Here is a 20,210-nt window from a genome sequence, read left to right on the forward strand (position 1 = left end):
GTCAGGACCATGATCTCCCTCGAAGAAATGACAGCCCGCCAGCAACCCCTCGAATCGAACTTCGGATACCGCAGCACAGCATCCGAAGTGATCGCCGGCTTCGACCTCGCAGGCAAGACCGCCGTCGTCACCGGCGGCTACTCAGGCCTCGGCTTCGAAACGGTGAAGGCGCTCGCCGAAGCGGGCGTTGCCGTGATCGTTCCCGCCCGTCGACCGGAGAAGGCGACCGAAGCGCTCGAAGGCCTGGCGAACGTTCGCGTCGAGAAGATGGACCTCGGCGACCTCGACTCTGTTGCCGCCTTCACCGCTGGGATGCGCGAAGCCGGCACCCGCGTCGACATCATGATCAACGCCGCCGGAGTCATGGCAACCCCCGAACTGCGCACGCCCCAGGGCTGGGAAATGCAGTTTGGAACCAACCTTCTCGGACACTTTGCTCTCGTTGCCGGCCTCGAAGCCCTGCTGCAGGATGGCGCGCGAATCGTGTCGTACTCGTCGATCGGCCACTGGCGTTCGCCCGTGAACTTCGACGACATCAACTTCGACACCACCGACTACGAGCCCTGGGTTGCCTACGGCCAGTCGAAGACAGCGGATGCCCTGTTCGCTGTTGCTCTGGATGCTCGCCTGGCCGGCCGCGGCATCCACGCGTTCTCGGTGCACCCCGGCGGAATCATGACCGACCTGCAGCGCAACATGCCCCGCGAAGAACTTCTTGCCCGTCAGTGGATCGACGAAGACGGCAATCCGAATCCGCTGTTCAAGACGCCGGCTGAAGGTGCGTCGACCGGCCTCTGGGCGGCAACTGCTCCTGAGCTGGCCGAGCGTGGCGGCGCGTACTGCGAGGACTGCTCGATCAAGGGTGTCGTGGCGGATGACCAGACCGACATGATGATCGGCGGCGCTAAATCATGGGCGATCGATCCCGAGGCTGCCGAAAAGTTGTGGGCTGTCGCGGTGAAGGCGACCGGCTTGGATCCGTTCGCGAGCTAAGCCAGCGGACGCGAGCCGGTCACCGTCGCGGCGCGCTAGCTCGGTTCGAAGGTGGGGTAGTCGGTGTAGCCCTCGGGGCCGTCTCCGTAGAAGGTGGCGGCATCGGGGGTGTTCAGCGGCAGGTTTTCTTGCCAGCGGTACACCAGGTCGGGATTTGCGATGGCCGGGCGGCCGACGACGACACCTTCGGCGTGGCCGTCACTCACCAGGCTAAGAGCCTCATCCCGAGTCGTGATCTGCGCGAAGCCACTGTTAAGCAGCACGGGTCCGCCGAAGCGGGTACGCAGCTCTTGCACGAAGGCGCCGGTGGGTTCGGCGTGCAGAATGCTGAGGTAGGCGAGGCCGAGCGGGGCGAGACCGTCGACGAGAGCGCCGTAGGTCGCGAGTACGTCAGCGCTGTCTGTCTCTAGCGCACCTTGGATGTTGTGTGCTGGCGAGATGCGGAGGCCCACGCGGCCGGCGCCAATCGCCTCGGCGACGGCGGTCGCAACTTCGATCACGAAGCGAGCGCGGTTTTCGGGGGAGCCGCCATACCGGTCCTCGCGCTGGTTGGACGCGGGGGAGAGAAACTCGTGCAGTAGATAGCCGTTGGCGGAGTGGAGCTCAACGCCGTCGAATCCCGCCGCAACAGCGTTGCGCGAGGCCGTGACGAACTCGTCAATCACGCCGGCGAGCTCGCCGTCGGTGAGGGCATGGGGAACCTGGAAGGGCTGCTTGCCCTCGTAGGTGCGAGTTTCGCCCTCGATCGCGATCGCGCTAGGGGCAACCGGGGTGAGTCCGCCGTTCGTGGCTTCGTGGCTCACTCGCCCGGCGTGCATGACTTGCGCGACAATCTGGCCGCCCGCCGCGTGCACTGCGTCGGTCACGTGCTTCCACCCTTCGAGCTGCTCGGGCTCGACCAATCCGGGCTGGCCCGGGAAACCCCGCCCAGCATGGCTCGGGTAGGTGCCCTCGGACACAATCAGACCGAGCGAGGCGCGCTGCGCGTAGTGCTCGGCGACCATCGGGCCAGGGATGCCGTCTTTGCCCGAGCGGGTGCGAGTGAGTGGTGCCATCACCAAGCGGTTAGTCAGGTTCAGGTCGCCGAGGGTCGTGGGGGAAAACAGGTTCACAGCGGATCTCTTTCTGTCGGTCGTATCAAATTCAACATCAACCGGCGTGCACTATTCCTCCCTGAGAAGATGCTCCGACTAGGGGTTCGGGCTGAGGGTTTTCCGCATCTGCTGCGTAGTGACGGTGTAGCCCGAGGAGCCATACAGCGAGACCGCGGGAGTGTTGTGCCCGAACACGTTCAGCTCGAGGGCTGGCACGCCGGCATCCAGCACCGCAGCTTCGACCGCGGCCAGAAGAGCGCGACCGAGTCCGCTACCTCGGCGATCTTCCGCCACTTGGATGTCGAACAGATAGGCGAGGTCGGGTGACCCCTGCGGGTGGTCGAGACTGACCCACGCGTGCCCGACGGTCGCGCCGGCGGCGTCCGTTCCCTGCAGGAACAGCATGCGGGGAGTGTCGATGCCGTATGGCAGCAGGGAGGCGTTGTCGGCGATGGCTCGCTCGACCGAACCTTCGAGAGGCCAGCGCCCTATCGCGACTTGCTCGGCGGCGAACTCTGCCGTCGTTGTGCGTTGCCACGCATCGAACTCGCTGGTGGTCATGGCGTGGACGCTCACGGTTGTCATGAGCCAATGATCGCAGCATGTCGGGGCAGCGCTTAGGGCAGCCGAGTCCAGTCGGTGGGGGTTCGGCGGCTACCTCCCTGCGGGAGTTCGCGGATGGTGCCCACAATGGCGAGGGCTGAGACGGTGGCGATAATGATTGCGATGAACATGGCACCAACGCTACGATCGTATAAATCATGCCAACAGTGGCAGTTGCGCCGTCCGTCGCATGAATACTGCCAAATGTGGTTAGGGCACGATCCCCGAAAAGTTGAGGTTCTCATGGAACGCGTCGCAGTCATCGTGCAAGACGGATTCACCCCCTTTGAGTTCGGGCTCGCTTGCGAAGCGTTCGGCCTTGACCGAACGGATGACGGCATCCAGTCGTTCGACTTCCGGGTGCTCACCGCTGACCCCGGCGCCATTCGCAGCAGCATCGGCTACACGATGAACGTCGAGGACGACCTCTCCTTCGCTGATGAGGCTGACGTTATTGTGCTCACCCCGATTCCTCGCGCCGTATGGGGAACCGTGGATGCGCGTGTTTCCGCAGTGCTCGAGCGGGCGGTCGCGCGCGGGGCCTGGGTGCTCGCCATCTGTAGCGGCTCGTTCACTTTGGCGGCATCCGGTTTGCTCGATGGTCGCCGTGCAACCACGCACTGGATGTACGCGCAGACGTTCGCCGAGATGTATCCGAAAATCGATGTCGACCCCGATGTTCTTTATGTGCAGGATGGCCGCATCATCACGAGCGCGGGAACGGCAGCCGGTATCGATGCCTGCTTGCACCTTCTGCGACAAGAGCTCGGCGCAGAAATCACCAACCGCATCGCGCGTCGCATGGTCATCGCGCCGCAACGCGATGGCGGCCAAGCGCAGTTCATCAGCAAGCCGCTGCCTGTTGTTCGGTCCGAGTCGTTCGCAGCCGTCACTGAATGGATGCTGCAGAACCTTCGCGATGAACTGCCGGTCGACGAGCTTGCCCGCCGTGCCCAGATGTCGCCCCGCACCTTCGCCCGCCGGTTCAAAACTGATCTCGGCACGACCCCCGCGGCGTGGCTCGGGCGACAGCGGATGCTCCATGCTCAACGCCTTCTCGAAGAGACCGAGCTTGATCTCGAACAGGTAGCGGGCGAAAGCGGCTTCGGGTCTGCCGCCGTGCTGCGCCAAAACTTCGCGCGCACCCTGGGCATCACCCCAAGCGTCTACCGCAGTCGCTTCAGTTGCGGAACGCACGAGCCCGTCTCGGCGTAGCGGCTCGGTGCCGCTGTGCGTCAGGCGGGCACGAAGGTCTTGGTGGGCTCAGAGGGCGTATCGAGCGAGCCGCGAAGCTGGATTTAGTTCGACTCGCGCCGGGCTTTGTTTTAGCTGTCGCTGTGACGGGAAGCCCAAATTGCGCGCAGCACGCGGGTCGCCTCTTCGAGGTCGATTCCGGAACGGATGCTCGTGTCGGCGAGAACGCGAGCAGCTTCCGCGACGGGTTTCGGCGTTGCGGATGCTGTGGTGCTGACCCTGGTTCCGCCGCCGGTGTGGGTGCGCAGGTGGCCTTCGGACTCCAGCGCTTTGTAGGCTCTGGCGACGGTGCCGGGGGAGACGCCCAAATCCTTCGCGAGTTGTCGTACAGAGGGGATGCGTTCGCCAGCCCCGAGGTTTCCCGCGGCAATTAGCCCGCGGATCTGATCTCGGATTTGCTCAGCGGCGGGGGCTGATCCCGCCAGCGAGATCATCATGATTGAACCGATGGTGCGCTACCGCGCCGCCGCGGGATTGCTGAGAGAAGAATGCCGAACCAGAGGGCGAACCCCAACGACATCGCGACGAGCCCCAAAAATGTGAGCGCCGGTTGCATCGCCTCGAACGGAGTTCCCCACGAAGCCCAGCCGGTGCTACCCACGGTCTCCCCGCCCCGCAGTGTGGCAGTGGACGCAAGAGAGTTGAAGATCATCCCCAGGTGGAGCGAGAGGGCGCCGGAAGCGACGGCGAGAACGTTTCGGGTTCTGAGTTGCCGCATCCACACATCGCTGGAGTGGCCGGCGCTGATTGGCGGCCGGGCGATGATCCACAGGGCGGTCAGCGTCACAGCGATGAGTGCTGCGAGCAGTGCCAAGGCGGGCAATGAGTAGTACCAGCCATAAATGGTGGTTCCGAAGGTCGATCCGTTTGCGCCCTCAACGGTGAAGCTGCGCCAGAGGCCTTCAGGGTCAGGTTCGGAAGCGAGCCCGGCGAGAACAGTAACCGTGACTATTGCGCCGATGATGCTGGCAGTGCCACCGAACCACCACCGGTGTCCAAAGCTGAAGGGCGTGCGGTGGGTGAGGGTTGCTTGTCCGCGTGCGACGCGAGTGTGGATGGGCACGGTGAGAACTGCGATCGCAACAGCGCCTAATACGAGTGACCATGAAATGCGTCGCTCGAACACCCAGTACCAAAACTGTTCGACCAGCAGGGGCCGCGGGCCGAAAAACCCCACGCTTGCCGCGAGTAAGTACATCATTGGCACCAACGCCAATCCCGCGGCGCTGAGCGTGGCGGTGGCGACGGCCCCCGTCGGCAACCGGTCTTTGCGGCCCCCAATAGCCCACCAGGCCACCGCGATTGCAAGGCCGATGATTGCGGTGCGCAACCCGAACCAGAGGACGAAGGTGAGAGTGGTCATTGCGCTCCTCAGATCGTGAATGTACTAGCACTTAGGTACATTGAATGTAGCGGTTGATGGATACATCGGTCTAGGTGGCACAGCGCTTCTGCTTTGTTGGCAGGAGGGGCTACGCAGCTAAAAGCAGCGGACGCTCAGCGAAAGCGGCCAGCTTTGTGCGCGCTCGGGCAGAGCGTGCCGAGGCTGAGTCCGGTCGCCTTGGTTTCGCTGTTTTCTTCGCGTCGAGTTCTTCCGGCAGCCAATCTGCCAAATCTTACGGTTTTGACTTATCTCCAGCCTCGCTGCCATGCATACAGGAGCCGCGTCTAGTCTGAGTTAAGCCTCCCGCTTCCGCGGCTCTGGAAGTGGAGGGGTGAACTCCAGCCCGGCGTCTAGACCCACGGTCTCTCGTCTTACTAAGGAAGAAGCGATTCACCTGTGACCTCCGCGACGAAGACTGCCCCGCCCGCCGCTCTCAGTGTGAAACGCATTCGCAGCTGGGCGGCACTGCTGGGTGTGCTCAGCGCCGCCGTCGTGCTCGCCGTTGCCGAGTTCTTCGCCGTCTTCATCTCTCCCGCCAGCAGCCCGGTGCTTGCCGTGGGATCGCTCGTGATCGACCTCGCGCCGCCGTGGTTGAAAGACCTCACGATCGCGCTCTTCGGCACCAATGACAAGATCGTGCTGCTGCTCTGCGTGGGGCTCTTGGTGCTCATTCTCGCTGTGGCGGTTGGCCTCGTGGAGTATGCGCGGCCCAGCTGGGGTGTCATCCTGCTCGTCTTCATCGGCGTCGTCGCGACGATCGCGGTCACGACCCGCGCCCAAGCGTCCGCAAGCTGGCCGATGCCCACCGTTCTCGGTGTTGTTGCCGGTGTACTCGTGTTGCGCATCACGATGATTCGCTTGCGCCGTTGGGTCAGTTCCATTCCGGTCGCGCCGGCCACGACGCCCGCCGGTACCGCAGCGGCCGCGCGTGCCGCCAGCATTCAACGGTCATCCGCCACTCCCACTCGTGTGCCGGCCGCCTCGCGACGCGACTTTCTGCGCATCGTCGGCGTCGCCTCCGTCGGTGCGGTGCTTGTGGGAGTCGGCGCGCGCGTCGTCAACGCGAGCGCCACCGTCGTGGATGCCGTGCGCACCGCTCTCAAACTGCCTGCCCCCGCGGTTGCGGCCCCCGCTATCCCTGCCAGCGCGAGTCTCGATGTGCCCGGCATCTCGACGCTCATCACCCCGAACTCCAACTTCTATCGCATCGACACCGCTCTCGTCGTTCCCAACGTCGACGCGGATGAGTGGCGCCTGCGCATCACCGGAATGGTCGAAAACGAGATCGAAATTTCGTTTGCCGAACTGCTCGAGCTTCCCCTCGTCGAGACCGCCGCGACGCTCTCCTGCGTATCGAACGTGGTCGGCGGCAACCTCGTGGGTAACGCTATGTGGCTCGGCTACCCCATCCGGGATCTGCTGGCAAAGGCGAAGCCGTTGGCCGGCGCCGACATGGTGCTCTCGCGCAGCATCGATGGGTTCACCGCGAGCACGCCGCTCGAAGCGCTGCAAGACGAGAACCGCGAGAGCATTTTGGCGGTCGGGATGAACGGCGAACCGCTTCCGCAGCAGCACGGTTTTCCGGTGCGAATGGTCGTCCCCGGTCTCTATGGTTACGTGTCGGCGACCAAGTGGGTTGTCGAAATGCAGGTCACACGCTTCGCTGACGCGACCGCCTACTGGACCGATCGCGGATGGTCGGCCAAGGGCCCCGTCAAGACTCAGTCCCGCATCGATGTGCCGAGCTCAAGCGCCACGGTCACCGCAGGTAGCGTCGCTGTCGCGGGTGTCGCCTGGGCTCCGCACACGGGAATCACCGGCGTCGAAGTCCGCATTGACGGCGGCGAGTGGCAGGCCGCCGAGCTGGCGACCGCAATCTCCGCCGACACGTGGGTGCAGTGGGTGTACCCGTGGGAAGCCACGAGCGGCAGCCACATCATCGAATCACGCGCGACGGATGCCGGCGGCACCACTCAATCCGGAGACCCCGTGCCCGTCGTGCCCGACGGTGCCGAGGGTTGGCACCGTGTTGGGGTGCAAGTCTCGTAACTGCCACCGCTCATCGCTAGCCGGCTCTGATCTCGGCCCGCGACTGTCCGCCGCGCCCCTGCCCGCTAGGCGCGGTCGTGCAGCGTGATGTTGTAACCGTCAAGGTCGGCGAACGTGAAGGTGCGACCGAACGGACCATCGACGGGTGCCGCGGTGATGGTGATGCCGTCGGCAGCGAGAGTGTCGTGGATGCCCTGAGCGTCGGGAGCGTGCATCCAGATGCCGACACCCAGCCCGAGTTGCGTGACCGAATCGAGGTCAACGCCGGGGGCAGCGGAACGCACGGCGAATGCGGCCGGGGTGGTGCCGAAAACGATCGCGTGGGGTGGGCCTGGCTGGCGGGTCAGACCGAGGTACTTTTCGTAGAAGGCGCCGGCGGCGTCGAGGTCGCGAACCTGCAGTGAGATGAAGTCGGGGCCGGATGCGGTAGTCATGGTCCTCCTTGGATGCATGTCAATTAGTTGACACTGCACACTCTATGTCAGAATATTGACATGACGCAACAGGCGACCGGAATCGATCTTGAAACCTCGCTGGGCTACCTCCTGAAGGAAGCCTCCAGCGCCCTCCGGTCGTCGATGGAGGCCGTGCTGCGCCCGCACGGGATGAACATCACGCATTACTCCTGCCTCGAACTGCTGGCCCAGCGCCCCGGCCTCTCGAACTCTGAACTTGCTCGCGGAGCTTTCGTTACACGCCAAGCCATGAACGTGCTGCTGCAGTCCCTTGAGCGCGACGGACTCATCACTCGAGCAGAGCAGCCGGTTGCCGGGCGCGTTCTGCCGGCCGAACTCACGGTGAAGGGTCGTGGCCAGTTGGCCACTGCCAGTGCGGCCGTCAAAGAAGTTGAAGACCGGATGAAGTCCACCCTGAACGCGGGCGAGCAAGCGATGCTGGGGGATCTCCTCTCGCGGTGCGTGACATCGCTGCGCGAGCAACCGGCATCCGTTGCCCAGCAGGCCGGATCACGGCCGCGATCGTGAGCGAGTCGGTCTATCGTCGCGTGCTCGGTGCCGAACTCGACGAGCTAGCACCCGAGCTTCGCCCCTACTTCGACGGCGGGCAGCGCGTCGGCGTCGGCAGCGGCGTTTTCGACGTTGCTGGGTCGCCGCTGCGCATCCTGAAACCGGTGCTGGCGTTCATGGCGTGGCAGCGCATCCTCTTCCCGGAATATGCCCACAACGTGCCGTTTGACGTCATCAACACCCCGACCGGGGGTGGCCGCCTCGGCGCGGTGCGCACGTTCCACTTCGCCGCTCGCGACCGCACCTTGCGCGACGAAATGCGCGTCCTCGACGGCCACTTGCACGACTTCTTGGGGCGACGAGGTGGCTTCGAAGTGCGCATGGCGCTGAGCGTTACCGATGGCCGCATGCGGTTGCGCTCCGATCGCCAGTGGCTGCACTTGGCTGGCCTGCGCCTCCGCATCCCCGCGCTCGCCACTGTCACGGTCGACGAGTCCTGGGCCGACGGCCGTCAGCACGTGGATGTTCGGCTCACCACCCCGCTGCTGGGCGACTGGTTCCGCTACGCCGGGCACTTCACCTACGGTTACCAGTAGATCGGTGGCGGGGATCCCGCCACCACCCGTTTACATCGGCGCAATTCAGGCGCACTATGGGACTCATGAGCCCACAGAGTGAGTCGCTTCAGATCGAAATCGAAGAAGTCGAGATCTCCGGATTGGCACGCATGCTCACCACGCTCTCCACCGGTGTTCCGAACCAAACGCTGCGGTTCATCGGTCGCGTCGGCGATGAAGCCCGCTATACGAGTGGCTCCTTTTCATCGAATCACATGTTCGACCCGATGAACCCGGATGAGGCGTACGCGCCCCGCATGGCCGAAACCTTGGCGAAGCTTCGCCACGAGATCGAAGCGGATGGCTGGGTCGAGACCGCCCAGGGCGAGCAGTCGTGGGCGCTCGCATTCGCTCGGCCCGAGGGCGGGAGCAACGGCGGCTAAACCCCTCTTATTGTGGGCGCGCCGCGTCTGCTGGGAGCCGGCCGGGTATCAAGGATTCCCGGCGATTGAGAATCGCGCCGCCTACGAGCACTCCGCCACCAATCCACGTGAGCGCGATGCCGAGGATCGCGGGCACGGTCCCTTGGTCGAGAAAGACCGTAGCGGGCTCTTCAGAAGCGTCGAAGGGGGAGTATTCGCACTTGAAACCGAGGGGGAATAGCGAGAGTGATGCAATGATCCGGTATTCGCCGGCCCCGATCAGCGCGTCAGGGCGAGATGTGTGGTCAGTGCAGTTTCTCCATTTACCCTCGTAATTGTTCGAGCCGAGGTTCAGCAGCACGCCGCCCAAAACGATCATGCCCATCGTGATGAGCACAAAGCCCTCGACCCACGTAGCCCGCTTCATGATCCTCCGATCCCTTCAGCGGCACCTGACCGACTCATAGCTGAAGATTACTTCACAACCTGTGGTTGGGACGATACTTGATAACTCAGACCGACTTAGTATTGGCGCATGCCGAACCGCCTCCTGAATGCGTCTGATCGGCCGCTTCTGAGAGAAGCGACGCTGGCCAACATGAACTGGTGCGGGCCGCGTTTCAGCTTCGACGACCTCGACCAGTCAGCAGAACTCGCGCACTACTACTCCGACTTCCCGGGCGAGAACGACTTCGGGATGCTGGATGAAGCTGACGGTGTCGCCCGCGCAGTCGCCTGGCTGGTCTTCTTCCCCGCAGAGCACCCCGGCTACGGTTTCGTCGATGCGGCGATCCCCGAGCTGAGCATCACGACGTTCGAAGGATTTCGCGGGCAAGGCATCGGCTCGGCGCTTCTCGAGCAACTCCTCGCGGAAGCCACAGCGAGAGGCGTGGCCGGCATCAGCCTGAGCGTGGAAGATGGCAACCACGCCCGCTCGCTGTACTCACGGTTCGGGTTCCAGGTGGTCGGTCGCTCCGGTGGCTCCGACACGATGCTGCTGCGGCTGCCGCGAACGGCGTCGACGAACTCGCAGCCTTAAAGAAAATCAGCCCGAGCCGTGAGGCGAGCGGGCTGATCGTGATTCATTCAAGGTAACACTGAACTACGCCGTAAGCCGCTCAATCAGCTCGCGATAGCGCGCCGCCGTCTGCTCCACGATGTCGGCGGGCAGCTCGGGCGGAACGCCCTGCTTGTCCCAGTTGGCGGAGAGCCAGTTGCGTACGATCTGCTTGTCGAAGCTGGCTAGGCGACCGGGACCACCGGCGGCATAAAGTTCGGCATCCCAGTAACGGCTCGAGTCGCTTGTCAGCACTTCGTCGGCCAGCACGAGAGCACCGGTCTCGGGGTCAGCGCCGAATTCGAACTTGGTGTCCGCGAGAATCACGCCACGGGTTTCCGCGATGGCAGAGGCGCGGGCGAAAATGTCGAGTGAAGCATCCCGAAGCGCAGTCGCAACCTCAGCACCGACGAGTTCGACAGTGCGCTCGAAGCTGATGTTCTCGTCGTGCTCACCCATCGGCGCTTTCCACGCCGGGGTGTAAATCGGTTCGGGCAGGCGGTCGCCATCGCTCAAACCGGCAGGCAGTGCAATGCCGCACACGCTCTGCGACTCCTGATATTCCAGCCAGCCGCTGCCCGACAGGTAGCCGCGAACGACACACTCCACCGGATACATCTCCAAGCGCTTCACGATCATCGACCGGTCAGCGAGCTCAGCGGGCGCTTCGATACCAGCGGCATCCGCCAAATGATTGGGAACGTCAGGAAGCTGTGCGAACCACCACGTGCTCAGTTGCGTCAGCAGGGCGCCCTTGCTCGGGATGCCCGGCTCCAGCACATGGTCAAACGCACTCACCCGATCACTGGCCACCATGAGCACAAGCTGTGGCTCGTCGGCACGCACATACAGGTCACGGACCTTGCCGGAATACGTCAGCGTCCAGGCGCTCGCCGCAGCATCAGCCGAAGCAGAGTCAGAGCCAGCAGCATCCGCCGGCGCAACACCGTTCACAGCGTCACTCACTGGGCGACGCGCAAAGCGATATCGCTGCGGAAGTGTGAGCCCTCAAGGTGGATGTGTCCGAGCGCTTCGTACGCACGTTCGCGGGCGACCGCAAATGTCGCGCCGGTCGCGACGACACTCAGCACGCGTCCGCCGGTGGCGACGAACTCGTCACCCTTTTTGGCGGTGGCCGCGTGGGCGATGGTGATTCCGGGAACGGCGAGGGCGGCATCCAGTCCGGTAATCGGACGACCGATCTTGGGGTTCTCGGGGTAGCCCTCGCTCGCGAGCACAACCGTGACGGCGACGTCGTCGGAGAACTCGGGGGTGGCGTGGTCGGGGAGGCCGCCGGTCGCCGCCGCGTAGAGCAGCGAGCTCAGCGGTGTAACCAGGCGGGGGAGCACCACTTGAGTCTCGGGGTCACCGAAGCGGGCGTTGAATTCGATTACGCGGATGCCTTCCCGAGTGACAATGAGGCCGCAGTAGAGCAGTCCAATAAATGGTGTCTGTTCTTCGGCGAGCTGTCGGACCGTGGGCAACGCGATGGTGTCAATGACTTCCTCAACGAATCCGTCGGGGAGCCAGGTGAGCGGCGAATAGGCGCCCATGCCGCCCGTGTTGGGTCCGTCGTCACCGTCGTAGGCGCGCTTGTAATCCTGCGCGGGCGACAGCGGAACAACGTTGTGGCCATCACTCAACAGGAAGAGGGAGACCTCTTCGCCGGCGAGGTATTCCTCGACGAGCACGCTGCCGTAGGTGAGCCAGTGCTTGGCGTGATCAACGGCGGCGTTGCGGTCACCCGTGACGAGAACGCCCTTGCCTGCTGCGAGGCCGTCGGCCTTTACGACGTAAGGGGCGCCGAACTCGTCAAGAGCCGCAGTGGCTTCTTCGAGCGAGCCGGCGCGATGGGCGCGACCGGTGGGCACGTTGGCGGCATCCATGATGCGCTTGGCAAAAGTCTTGCTGCCCTCTAGCGCGGCGGCAGCCTTGCCGGGGCCGAACACGGCGATACCGCGGCGGCGAAGAGCATCAGCGACGCCCTCAACGAGGGGGGCCTCGGGCCCGATAACAACCAACTCAATGTTGTTGTCGAGCGCGTACTCGGTGACAACGTCACCACGCGTGGGATCGAGCGCCACCGTTTCCACCACCGACGCGATGCCGGCATTGCCGGGCGCAGCCGTGATTTCGTGCGTCTCCTCCTCACTGAGAAGTGACGTCACAATGGCGTGCTCGCGGGCACCGGATCCAAGAACAAGAATTCGCACAACGACAGCCTAACGAAGCCCACCGCCACAGTTGTTAGCGTTCAGCCCAACTTGCTAGCGTTCAGGCATGGCAAAGCTGAAAATAGCCCCCATCGCGGGCGAAGCGAGCATCCGGATGGTGCGTGACGGTCGTGCAGATCGCGACGCTACCGCCACAGCGGTTCGCTACCTCTTGCAGGTGTTGGCGACGAACGCCGAAGGCAATTCGGTCGAGGTTCGCGTGCCGCCCTTCGGCGCTGTTCAAGCCATCGAGGGCCCTAACCACACCCGCGGCACCCCGCCCAATGTGGTCGAGATGGATGCCGCCACCTGGATTGCGCTCGCCACGGGAACGCGAGAGTGGGCCGAGGCCCTCGACTCCGGCGACATCAGTGCCTCGGGGTCGCGTGCCGACCTCAGCGAATACCTCCCAGTTGTGTGAGGGAGAATAGTGCCGTGAGTATTACGCCAGAACACGACCCCGCGGCATCCGCCCCGCAGCAGCCTGCGATGAAGACCACGGTCGAGGCTGGCAGTGTGAGCATTCGCCGTGTTCCGAAATACGGCGCGTTCATGACGGTTGGTGGAGGCGTTGGTGCCATCGTGACCTTCATTCTCACGATGTCGTTCCCCGTTGACGGGTCGGTCGGCTTTGGCGCGCTCTTTGGTTACTTCAGTCTGTTCGGGATTCCTGCCGGGGTCGCCCTCGGCGCCGTTCTTGCGCTCATTCTCGATCGCGTGTCGAGCCGTCGCGCGAAGACAGCAACCGCCGAGCACGAGACCGTAGAGCCTGAGGCTTACGAAGGAACGCTCGAATAACACCGAGCTGCACCGCGAGGGAGTTCACCGCGAGGGAGTTCACCCCGCGGAAGTTCACCCCGAGAAATGCGTCGTGCTAGCTCAGTTGCGTGAGCTCAAGCCAGTCGAGGTATTCAGGCGTGATGTTGCCCGAAACGTATTCGCCGGTGAAGCAGCTCATTTCGAGAGCTGACACGTCGGATCCTTCGGTGATCGCAGCCTGCATATCGGCGACCTCTTGGTAGATGAGAGCGTCAGCGCCCATCTCCAGAGCGATCTCGGGAATCTTGCGCCCGTGGGCAACGAGTTCAGCGCGCGTCGGCATGTTGATGCCGTACACGTGTGGGTAGCGCACGGGAGGTGCAGCGGAGGTGAAGGTGACCTTGTTGGCGCCAGCCTCGCGAGCCATCTGCACGATCTCTTTCGAGGTGGTGCCACGCACGATGGAGTCATCCACGATCAGGATATTCTTACCCTTGAACTCGGTGCCCATCGCGTTCAGCTTCTGCTTCACGCTCTTCTTGCGTTCGGCCTGGCCGGGCATGATGAAGGTGCGGCCAACGTAGCGGTTCTTGTAGAAACCTTCGCGGTATTCAACGCCGAGCTTCTGCGCGACCTGCATCGCGGCGGGGCGAGCGGAGTCAGGGATGGGCATGACGACGTCGATGTCGCCCATCGGGGTGTACTTCGAGATGGTGTCGGCGAGCTTGTCGCCCAAGCGCAGGCGAGCTTCGTAAACGGAGATGCCGTTCATGATCGAGTCGGGTCGGGCCAGGTAAACGTATTCGAACGAGCACGGGATCAGCACCGGTGCTTTGGCGCACTGCTTGGAGAACATTTCGCCGTCGGGTGTAATGAAGATCGCTTCGCCGGGGGCAACATCCCGCACCAGTTCGTAGCCGGCGCTCTCGAGCACGAGAGATTCGGATGCCACGATCCACTCGTAGCCGACGAGACCAGTTTGGCGGCGGCCCAACACCAACGGGCGGATGCCGAAGGGGTCGCGGAAGGCGAGCAAACCATGGCCAGCGATCAGTGCGATCGCGGCGTAGGAGCCCTCAACGCGGTCGTGCACGCGCTCGATGGCGGTGAAGACCTGCTCGGGGTCGAGGTCGAGCCCCGAAACCTGCTCTTGAAGTTCGTTGGCCAACACGTTGACGAGCAGTTCAGTATCGCTCGTGGTGTTGAGGTGGCGGCGGTCGATGCGGAACAGTTCATCAGTGAGCTGCTGCGTGTTCGTCAAGTTGCCGTTGTGAACAAGGATGATGCCGTAGGGCGCGTTCACATAGAACGGCTGGGCTTCATTCTCATTGAAGGCGTTGCCCTTGGTGGCGTAGCGCACGTGGCCGAGGCCGGAGGTGCCGACAAGGTTGCGCATGTCGCGAGTGCGGTAGGCCTCACGCACTTGCCCGTTGGCCTTCTGCAAGTGCAGAGTGCTGCCGTCGGCGGTGGCGATACCCGTGGAGTCTTGACCGCGGTGCTGCAGGAGCAGCAGGGCGTCATAAACCTGCTGGTTGACGGGCTGAGAAGAGACGATACCGACAATGCCGCACATGCTTTCGCGTGGCTCCCTGAGGTCGTAGAGCGCGTACCCGGTGTGAGTACGGTCTAGCTTCTCACATCTGGCAGTGCGGTTGCTGCCGGGGAGCGGGGGTGCTGCTGCGCGTAAAACCCGCAGACCGGTACGCTTGAGCCGTGACCGAGAACTCTTCTTCCAGCTATGCCGCAGCCGGTGTCGATACCGCTGCTGGTGACCGCGCCGTCGAACTCATGAAGGCGGCCGTCAGTGCCACTCATGGGCCCAACGTGGTCGGAGGTTTTGGCGGTTTCGCTGGCCTCTATGACGCCTCGTTCTTCAAGGACTACAAGCACCCGCTGATGGCGACATCGACGGATGGCGTGGGCACGAAGGTTGCGATCGCTCAGGCTCTCGACAAGCACGACACCATCGGCCAAGACCTCGTCGGCATGGTCGTTGACGACATCATTGTGGTCGGCGCCAAGCCCCTCTTTATGACCGACTACATTGCGTGCGGCAAGGTCGTTCCCTCCCGCATCGCCGACATCGTTGCGGGTATTGCTCGCGGATGCTCGGCTACCGGCACCGCGCTGGTGGGCGGCGAAACGGCAGAACACCCCGGCCTTCTCGGCCCTGACGACTACGACGTTGCCGGTGCGGCAACCGGCGTGGTTGAAGCCGGATCGCAGCTTGGCCCGCACCTCGTGGCCGATGGCGATGTAGTGATCGCGATGGAGTCCTCGGGCATCCACTCGAACGGTTTTTCGCTTGTGCGCCACATTCTGGCGAACAACAAGGTCGGCTACGGTGACCACCTCAACGAACTCGGTGGAGTCGTCGGCGAAGTGCTCCTCGAGCCGACCCGCCTCTACACAATGCCGCTGCTCAACCTGCTCGACGCCCAGCCCGGTGCTGTGCACTCGCTCAGCCACGTCACCGGTGGTGGCATCGCCGCTAACCTCGCGCGCGTGCTGCCTGTCGGCTCGTGGGTTGAAGTTGAGCGCTCGACCTGGTCGCCGCCCACCGTATTCCGCGTGCTCTCCGACCTGGCTGGTTCCAGCCTCGAAAGTGCCGAAGGAACCTGGAACCTCGGGATCGGCATGATCGCGATTGTGGCTGCGGATGCAGCCGACGCCACCATCGCCGCCCTCACCGCCGACGGCATCCCCTCGTGGGAAGTCGGTCGTGTCTCGATGGCCGCTCGCGATTTCACTGGCTTCGAACAGGGAGCCAAGGGTGTCAACGGTGGCGCTGTGCGCCTGAGCGGTTCGTACGCGAACTAGCGCTACCTTCGGTGGGTGCCCGCAGCGCCCACCATTCGTGATCCTGACGTTGTTCTGAGGCGTTGAAGCCATGCCCCTTCGTTCCATCCTCGCTGCAGTGCTCGTTGCCGTCATTTGGGGCCTCAACTTCGTCGTCATCGACGTAGGCCTCGAAGGCATGCCACCCACGCTGTTTCTGGCGTTGCGCTTCATGGTGGTGATTGTTCCCGCTATCTTCTTCGTGCCGCGGCCGAAGTCGAGGTTTCGCGACGTAGTGCTCATCGGCTCGTTCATGAGCCTCGGGCAGTTCGGCCTGCTGTACACCGCGCTCGCCATCGGCATGCCGCCCGGCCTCGCCTCACTCGTGTTGCAAGCGCAGGTGGTTCTAACGGTGGTGTTCGCCGCCCTCGCACTGCGTGAAACCCCCACGCGCAGTCAACTCGTCGGCGTCGCACTCGGGGCAGCCGGCCTTGTTGTCGTGGGGAGCGGGCGCGGGGTAGAAACTCCCGTTCTGGCCTTCTTCGTGACCCTGGCCGCTGCTGCATCCTGGGCCATCGGCAATGTCATCGCACGCCGGGTCGGGCGCATCGGCACCACGTCCTCGCCACTGGCCGGGCTGTCGCTCACTGTCTGGTCGGCCCTGGTCGTACCGATCCCGATGCTCGCACTCGCCTTCGCGATAAATGGGGCGGATGCTGTCGGCTTCGCCCTCACCCACCTCACCGTTCCGCAGCTGCTCTCGACGGCCTACACCGCGTGGCTCGCCAGCCTTGTCGGGTACGGCATCTGGAACACGTTGCTCGCCCGGCACGCAGCATCCGCCGTCGTGCCCTTCACGATGCTTGTTCCGCCGATCGGCATGGCCACCGCGTGGTTAGCGCTCGACGAGGTGCCGACGGTGATCGAAGTCATTGGTGGAGCGATGCTGCTTCTCGGCGTCGCCATCACCACCGGGTTACTGCACCGTCGCCACGGGCGCACCGTCACCTAGGAAACCGCTTCGCCGCAGCAGTGTTTTCGCTGTGACCCGGGTGCCACCGAAGCGAATCCGGTGCCGTGCGCTTGAATGGCGCTATGGCAACTAAGCAGCCCGACAACTCGATTGACGTCGACAACGACGAGCAACTCACAGAACCTGAACACGAGCACACCGTGGTGGATGAGCAGCAGGACGCCGAGGACGACGACGACACTGACGACGCCGACGCGGATCAAGCGGGCGCCACAAACCGCCCCGAACCGCTGCTGACCCGCGATGGTTCCCCGGCCGCCGCGCTGTGGAGCCTGAACTCCCGCTGGCGCCACATCAACCACGGTTCCTTCGGGGCGGTCCCCGTCTTTGCCCAACTGCGTCGCCTCGCCTACCTGCAAGAAACCGAGAGCGCACCGCAGCGTTGGTTCATGGCCGCACCCGAGCGTCTCGCTCAGGCCCGCGAAGGTCTCGCCGATTTCCTTGGCGTGGATGCCGACCGCTTCGGGTTCGTCCCCAACGCCAGCGCCGGAATGACGGCCGCCATCCGCGCCCTCATGCTCAACGCCGGCGACGAGCTGCTCATCACCGACCACGCCTACGGAGCGGTCGCGTTCTCGGCTCGCCGCGAAGCCCGCCAGCGCGGAGCCAAAGTGCGCACCGTGCCCATCGAACTCGATGCCACGCCCGAGCACATCCTCACCGTTCTCGGCAAAGCACTCGCCAAGAAGCCGGCTGGCCTCATCATCGACGCCTCAACCTCGGCCACCGCGCGCGAGTTCCCGGTCGCGGCGCTCGCCGAGTTGGCCACGAAGCACGGGGTGCCTCTGCTTGTGGATGCAGCCCACGCCCCGGGAATTCAGCACCGCCCAGCCGAGGGTATTGCGGCATCCGCTTGGGTGGGCAATTTACACAAGTTTGCCTGCGGTTTTCGGGGAAGCGCAGTGCTCGTGGCCGAAAAGAAGTTCGCCAAAAACCTGTACCCGGTAATCGATTCGTGGGGAATGGATGACCCCTTCCCCGCTCGCTTCGACCACCAGGGCACGTTCGACTACACGCCGTATCTCGCGAGCGTCGACGCCATCACGGGGCTCGAAGCCCGGATTGGCTGGGATTCCATTCGCGGCTACATCGAGTCACTACTCGACTACTCGACCGACGTTGTTGCCGATGCGCTCGATGCTGCGTCTGGTGAAGAGTCGCGGGTGGATGTCGCAGCCCCCGCTCCGGGAATGACCCTCTTGCGGCTCCCCGGCAGCCTCGGCGCAAGCCATGACGATGCGCAAGCTGTTCGCCAACGCATCACGGACGAACTCGGATTCGAGACTCAAGTCACTAGCTTCCGTGACACCGGCTATCTGCGGCTTTCGGCGCACGCCTACAACACTGCCGATGACTATGAGCGTTTCGCCGAAGACGCTGTGCCGACTCTCGTGGAGTGGTCGCGCGAGCGCTAGCCCGGCACCACGTTAACGCACGAGGCGAGCATCCGACCCCGGAGGGTCTGGTGCTCGCCTTATGTGTAGAAGGTGCGTTATTAGGCGCTACGAGTTTCCTCGTCGTCCTCGTCATCTTCTTCACGGTCGTATTCGTCGCTGTATGAACTACCAGCGGAGTACTCCGGCCACTTTTCGCTGTCTTCCGACACCGGAGCAGCGCTTTCTGACCCGCTCAACTCGCGAGCGAGTGCACCATAGTTGGTGTCTGGGCTGAAGTACTTCAAATCCCGCGCCACCTTGGTGTGCTTTGCCTTTTGACGGCCGCGTCCCATTCGAGACCCCCTCATACTTCTGTCCCGGTGCACTGACGGTGGCCAGCGAACGAGCGAACAGGGATGGATGAAAACTAACCTGAAGTTTAGCACGATGGACAGAAAGGTCTTCGTGGGCGATGCACAGGTGGCCTGTTCACGGGTAACGTTAGCCCGTGACATCCACCACTGAAACCGACACCTCTGTTGTCGTTATTGGTGCTGGCCAAGCGGGCCTCTCTGTTGCCTACTATTTGCGGCGACTTGGCCTCGACCCCGGCAATGATTTTGTGCTCCTCGACCGTGGCCCCAATACTGGGGGCGCGTGGCAATTCCGCTGGGAGGCACTGCGCATTGGTTCCGCGCACCGCATCAACGACCTTCCCGGTCTCGACGAGCTGGGGCTCAGCTTTGAGACCGCCGACAAACATATGCCGGCCAAGAAAGTTGTCGCCGACTACTACCGCGCCTACGAAGAGCACTATGGCCTTCAGGTCGTGCGTAATGCGGATGTCATCGCCGTCGATAACCTCGGCGAACATCTGAATGTGACTTTCACCCTCGATGGCGAAGAAACCAAAACGGTGAGCACGATGCTAGTGATCAATGCCACCGGCACCTGGGGCGCCCCGTTCATCCCGTGGTACCCGGGGCTCAAGTCGTTTGAGGGCCGCCACCTTCACACCAGCGAATACCGCAGCGCCCGCGAGTTCACCGACCAGAGTGTTGTCGTGGTCGGCGGAGGAACGTCAGCGATCGGGTTCCTGCTCGAACTCGAAAACATCGCCAGCAATCTCACCTGGGTGAGCCGCCGCCCCATCGACTTCCTCGAAGACGGCGGCCTCAACCTTGAAGCGCGCAAAGAAGCTGTGCTGGTGCAGGATGAGGCGGCACGGGCAGGCCGAGCCCTCCCCAGCATCGTCAGCGGCACGGGCGTTCCGCGCACCCGTCGCATCCAAGCCGGCATCGAGCGGGGCGTTTTGACGCCGCGCCCCATGTTCTCCAGCATCGAACCCGGTGGGGTGCGCTGGAAAGACGGTGCCTTCCAGCAGGCGGATGCCATCATTTGGTCCACCGGTTTCCGCCCAGAACTGCGCCACCTTGCTCCGCTGAAATTGCGCGAGAAAGAGGGCGGCGTGGCCGTCGGGCAGGGCGTGGCGTGGAAAGACCCGCGCATCTTCTTCGCCGGGTATGGGCCGCAAGCATCCACTATCGGTGCCAACCGTGCGGGGCGGATGATCGCCCGCCAGGCCATCGCTACCCTCAGCAAGATTCAAGCCATGAAGAACGGGCGCTAGCGAGCGCTGCTGTTGCGCAGACCAGGCGGCAGGTTTGTAGTTG

The 20,210-nt window shown here is 63.7% G+C and carries 23 protein-coding genes; 13 read left to right on the plus strand and 10 right to left on the minus strand.

Annotated elements, in window-relative coordinates; translation table 11 throughout:
- Positions 1 to 9 precede the first annotated feature (9 nt).
- Complete coding sequence (locus I6E74_RS02530) at positions 10 to 993, plus strand: oxidoreductase (protein WP_197122719.1); 984 nt, start codon at positions 10 to 12, stop codon at positions 991 to 993.
- A gap of 35 nt (positions 994 to 1,028) precedes the next feature.
- On the opposite strand, the gene I6E74_RS02535 is transcribed toward I6E74_RS02530, so the two are convergent.
- Entirely contained in the window at positions 1,029 to 2,105 is a 1,077-nt protein-coding gene (locus tag I6E74_RS02535) for an alkene reductase (RefSeq protein ID WP_197122721.1), read from the minus strand.
- A 78-nt stretch (positions 2,106 to 2,183) separates the two neighbouring features.
- A complete protein-coding gene (locus tag I6E74_RS02540; protein ID WP_197122723.1) occupies positions 2,184 to 2,672 on the minus strand; it encodes an N-acetyltransferase in 489 nt (162 codons plus the stop codon).
- A 261-nt stretch (positions 2,673 to 2,933) separates the two neighbouring features.
- On the opposite strand from I6E74_RS02540, the gene I6E74_RS02545 reads away from it, so the two are divergent.
- Entirely contained in the window at positions 2,934 to 3,905 is a 972-nt protein-coding gene (locus I6E74_RS02545; RefSeq protein WP_197122725.1) for a GlxA family transcriptional regulator, read from the plus strand.
- 110 nt (positions 3,906 to 4,015) lie between these two features.
- Here the strand turns inward: I6E74_RS02545 and I6E74_RS02550 are convergent, their stop codons facing one another.
- Together I6E74_RS02550 and I6E74_RS02555 are read right to left on the minus strand one after the other, a co-directional pair.
- Complete coding sequence (locus I6E74_RS02550) at positions 4,016 to 4,381, minus strand: GntR family transcriptional regulator (RefSeq protein ID WP_307784359.1); 366 nt, start codon at positions 4,379 to 4,381, stop codon at positions 4,016 to 4,018.
- Positions 4,378 to 5,307 carry a hypothetical protein gene (locus I6E74_RS02555; RefSeq protein ID WP_197122727.1) on the minus strand — a complete coding sequence of 310 codons (930 nt, stop codon included), beginning with the start codon at positions 5,305 to 5,307 and terminating at the stop codon, positions 4,378 to 4,380. Before I6E74_RS02555 ends, I6E74_RS02550 begins: the two co-directional genes overlap by 4 nt.
- Before the next feature lie 417 nt (positions 5,308 to 5,724).
- Here I6E74_RS02555 and I6E74_RS02560 point away from each other — a divergent pair, with 417 nt between their 5' ends.
- Complete coding sequence (locus tag I6E74_RS02560) at positions 5,725 to 7,377, plus strand: molybdopterin-dependent oxidoreductase (RefSeq protein WP_197122729.1); 1,653 nt, start codon at positions 5,725 to 5,727, stop codon at positions 7,375 to 7,377.
- A 65-nt stretch (positions 7,378 to 7,442) separates the two neighbouring features.
- Here I6E74_RS02560 and I6E74_RS02565 read toward each other — a convergent pair whose 3' ends face one another.
- Complete coding sequence (locus tag I6E74_RS02565) at positions 7,443 to 7,811, minus strand: VOC family protein (protein WP_197122731.1); 369 nt, start codon at positions 7,809 to 7,811, stop codon at positions 7,443 to 7,445.
- A gap of 60 nt (positions 7,812 to 7,871) precedes the next feature.
- Here I6E74_RS02565 and I6E74_RS02570 point away from each other — a divergent pair, with 60 nt between their 5' ends.
- From I6E74_RS02570 to I6E74_RS02580, 3 genes are all read left to right on the plus strand, one after another.
- Entirely contained in the window at positions 7,872 to 8,360 is a 489-nt protein-coding gene (locus tag I6E74_RS02570; protein ID WP_197122733.1) for a MarR family winged helix-turn-helix transcriptional regulator, read from the plus strand.
- Positions 8,291 to 8,938, plus strand: a complete 648-nt coding sequence (locus tag I6E74_RS02575) for a DUF4166 domain-containing protein (protein WP_307784360.1) — start codon at positions 8,291 to 8,293, stop codon at positions 8,936 to 8,938. Before I6E74_RS02570 ends, I6E74_RS02575 begins: the two co-directional genes overlap by 70 nt.
- Positions 8,939 to 9,003: 65 nt before the next feature.
- On the plus strand, positions 9,004 to 9,342 hold the full coding sequence (locus I6E74_RS02580) for a hypothetical protein (protein ID WP_197122735.1): 339 nt from the start codon (positions 9,004 to 9,006) through the stop codon (positions 9,340 to 9,342).
- A 7-nt stretch (positions 9,343 to 9,349) separates the two neighbouring features.
- On the opposite strand, the gene I6E74_RS02585 is transcribed toward I6E74_RS02580, so the two are convergent.
- Entirely contained in the window at positions 9,350 to 9,748 is a 399-nt protein-coding gene (locus I6E74_RS02585; protein ID WP_197122736.1) for a hypothetical protein, read from the minus strand.
- Positions 9,749 to 9,856: 108 nt separating this feature from the next.
- Between I6E74_RS02585 and I6E74_RS02590 the strand changes: the two genes are divergently transcribed.
- The gene (locus tag I6E74_RS02590; protein ID WP_197122737.1) at positions 9,857 to 10,360 is read left to right on the plus strand and encodes a GNAT family N-acetyltransferase; all 504 of its coding nucleotides are present in this window, start codon (positions 9,857 to 9,859) and stop codon (positions 10,358 to 10,360) included.
- A 63-nt stretch (positions 10,361 to 10,423) separates the two neighbouring features.
- Here I6E74_RS02590 and I6E74_RS02595 read toward each other — a convergent pair whose 3' ends face one another.
- Together I6E74_RS02595 and purD are read right to left on the minus strand one after the other, a co-directional pair.
- Complete coding sequence (locus tag I6E74_RS02595; protein ID WP_197122738.1) at positions 10,424 to 11,344, minus strand: phosphoribosylaminoimidazolesuccinocarboxamide synthase; 921 nt, start codon at positions 11,342 to 11,344, stop codon at positions 10,424 to 10,426.
- Complete coding sequence (gene purD, locus I6E74_RS02600; RefSeq protein WP_197122739.1) at positions 11,341 to 12,591, minus strand: phosphoribosylamine--glycine ligase; 1,251 nt, start codon at positions 12,589 to 12,591, stop codon at positions 11,341 to 11,343. The genes I6E74_RS02595 and purD overlap by 4 nt, the downstream gene beginning before the upstream one ends.
- 67 nt (positions 12,592 to 12,658) lie before the next feature.
- Here purD and I6E74_RS02605 point away from each other — a divergent pair, with 67 nt between their 5' ends.
- Together I6E74_RS02605 and I6E74_RS02610 are read left to right on the plus strand one after the other, a co-directional pair.
- Positions 12,659 to 13,012: a sterol carrier family protein gene (locus I6E74_RS02605; RefSeq protein ID WP_197122740.1), complete on the plus strand. Its 354-nt coding sequence runs from the start codon at positions 12,659 to 12,661 to the stop codon at positions 13,010 to 13,012.
- 14 nt (positions 13,013 to 13,026) lie between these two features.
- Positions 13,027 to 13,389: a hypothetical protein gene (locus I6E74_RS02610; RefSeq protein WP_197122741.1), complete on the plus strand. Its 363-nt coding sequence runs from the start codon at positions 13,027 to 13,029 to the stop codon at positions 13,387 to 13,389.
- Between the two features lie 76 nt (positions 13,390 to 13,465).
- Here the strand turns inward: I6E74_RS02610 and purF are convergent, their stop codons facing one another.
- The gene (gene purF / locus I6E74_RS02615; protein WP_197122742.1) at positions 13,466 to 14,923 is read right to left on the minus strand and encodes an amidophosphoribosyltransferase; all 1,458 of its coding nucleotides are present in this window, start codon (positions 14,921 to 14,923) and stop codon (positions 13,466 to 13,468) included.
- Positions 14,924 to 15,063: 140 nt separating this feature from the next.
- On the opposite strand from purF, the gene purM reads away from it, so the two are divergent.
- The 3 genes from purM (at position 15,064) to I6E74_RS02630 (ending at position 18,576) form a co-directional block, all read left to right on the plus strand.
- Positions 15,064 to 16,170 carry a phosphoribosylformylglycinamidine cyclo-ligase gene (gene purM, locus I6E74_RS02620; protein ID WP_197122743.1) on the plus strand — a complete coding sequence of 369 codons (1,107 nt, stop codon included), beginning with the start codon at positions 15,064 to 15,066 and terminating at the stop codon, positions 16,168 to 16,170.
- Between the two features lie 70 nt (positions 16,171 to 16,240).
- Positions 16,241 to 17,140 carry an EamA family transporter gene (locus I6E74_RS02625; protein ID WP_197122744.1) on the plus strand — a complete coding sequence of 300 codons (900 nt, stop codon included), beginning with the start codon at positions 16,241 to 16,243 and terminating at the stop codon, positions 17,138 to 17,140.
- Between the two features lie 83 nt (positions 17,141 to 17,223).
- Positions 17,224 to 18,576, plus strand: coding sequence for an aminotransferase class V-fold PLP-dependent enzyme (locus tag I6E74_RS02630; protein WP_197122746.1), 1,353 nt, complete (start codon positions 17,224 to 17,226; stop codon positions 18,574 to 18,576).
- Positions 18,577 to 18,656: 80 nt separating this feature from the next.
- Here the strand turns inward: I6E74_RS02630 and I6E74_RS02635 are convergent, their stop codons facing one another.
- Positions 18,657 to 18,890 (minus strand): DUF3073 domain-containing protein, encoded by a 234-nt coding sequence (locus tag I6E74_RS02635; protein WP_197122748.1) that lies wholly within the window; start codon positions 18,888 to 18,890, stop codon positions 18,657 to 18,659.
- Between the two features lie 155 nt (positions 18,891 to 19,045).
- Between I6E74_RS02635 and I6E74_RS02640 the strand changes: the two genes are divergently transcribed.
- The gene (locus I6E74_RS02640; RefSeq protein ID WP_197122750.1) at positions 19,046 to 20,167 is read left to right on the plus strand and encodes an NAD(P)-binding domain-containing protein; all 1,122 of its coding nucleotides are present in this window, start codon (positions 19,046 to 19,048) and stop codon (positions 20,165 to 20,167) included.
- Positions 20,168 to 20,210 lie beyond the last annotated feature (43 nt).

Origin of the sequence: Salinibacterium sp. SWN139 (assembly GCF_015864625.1) — a bacterium.
Lineage (GTDB): Bacteria > Actinomycetota > Actinomycetes > Actinomycetales > Microbacteriaceae > Rhodoglobus.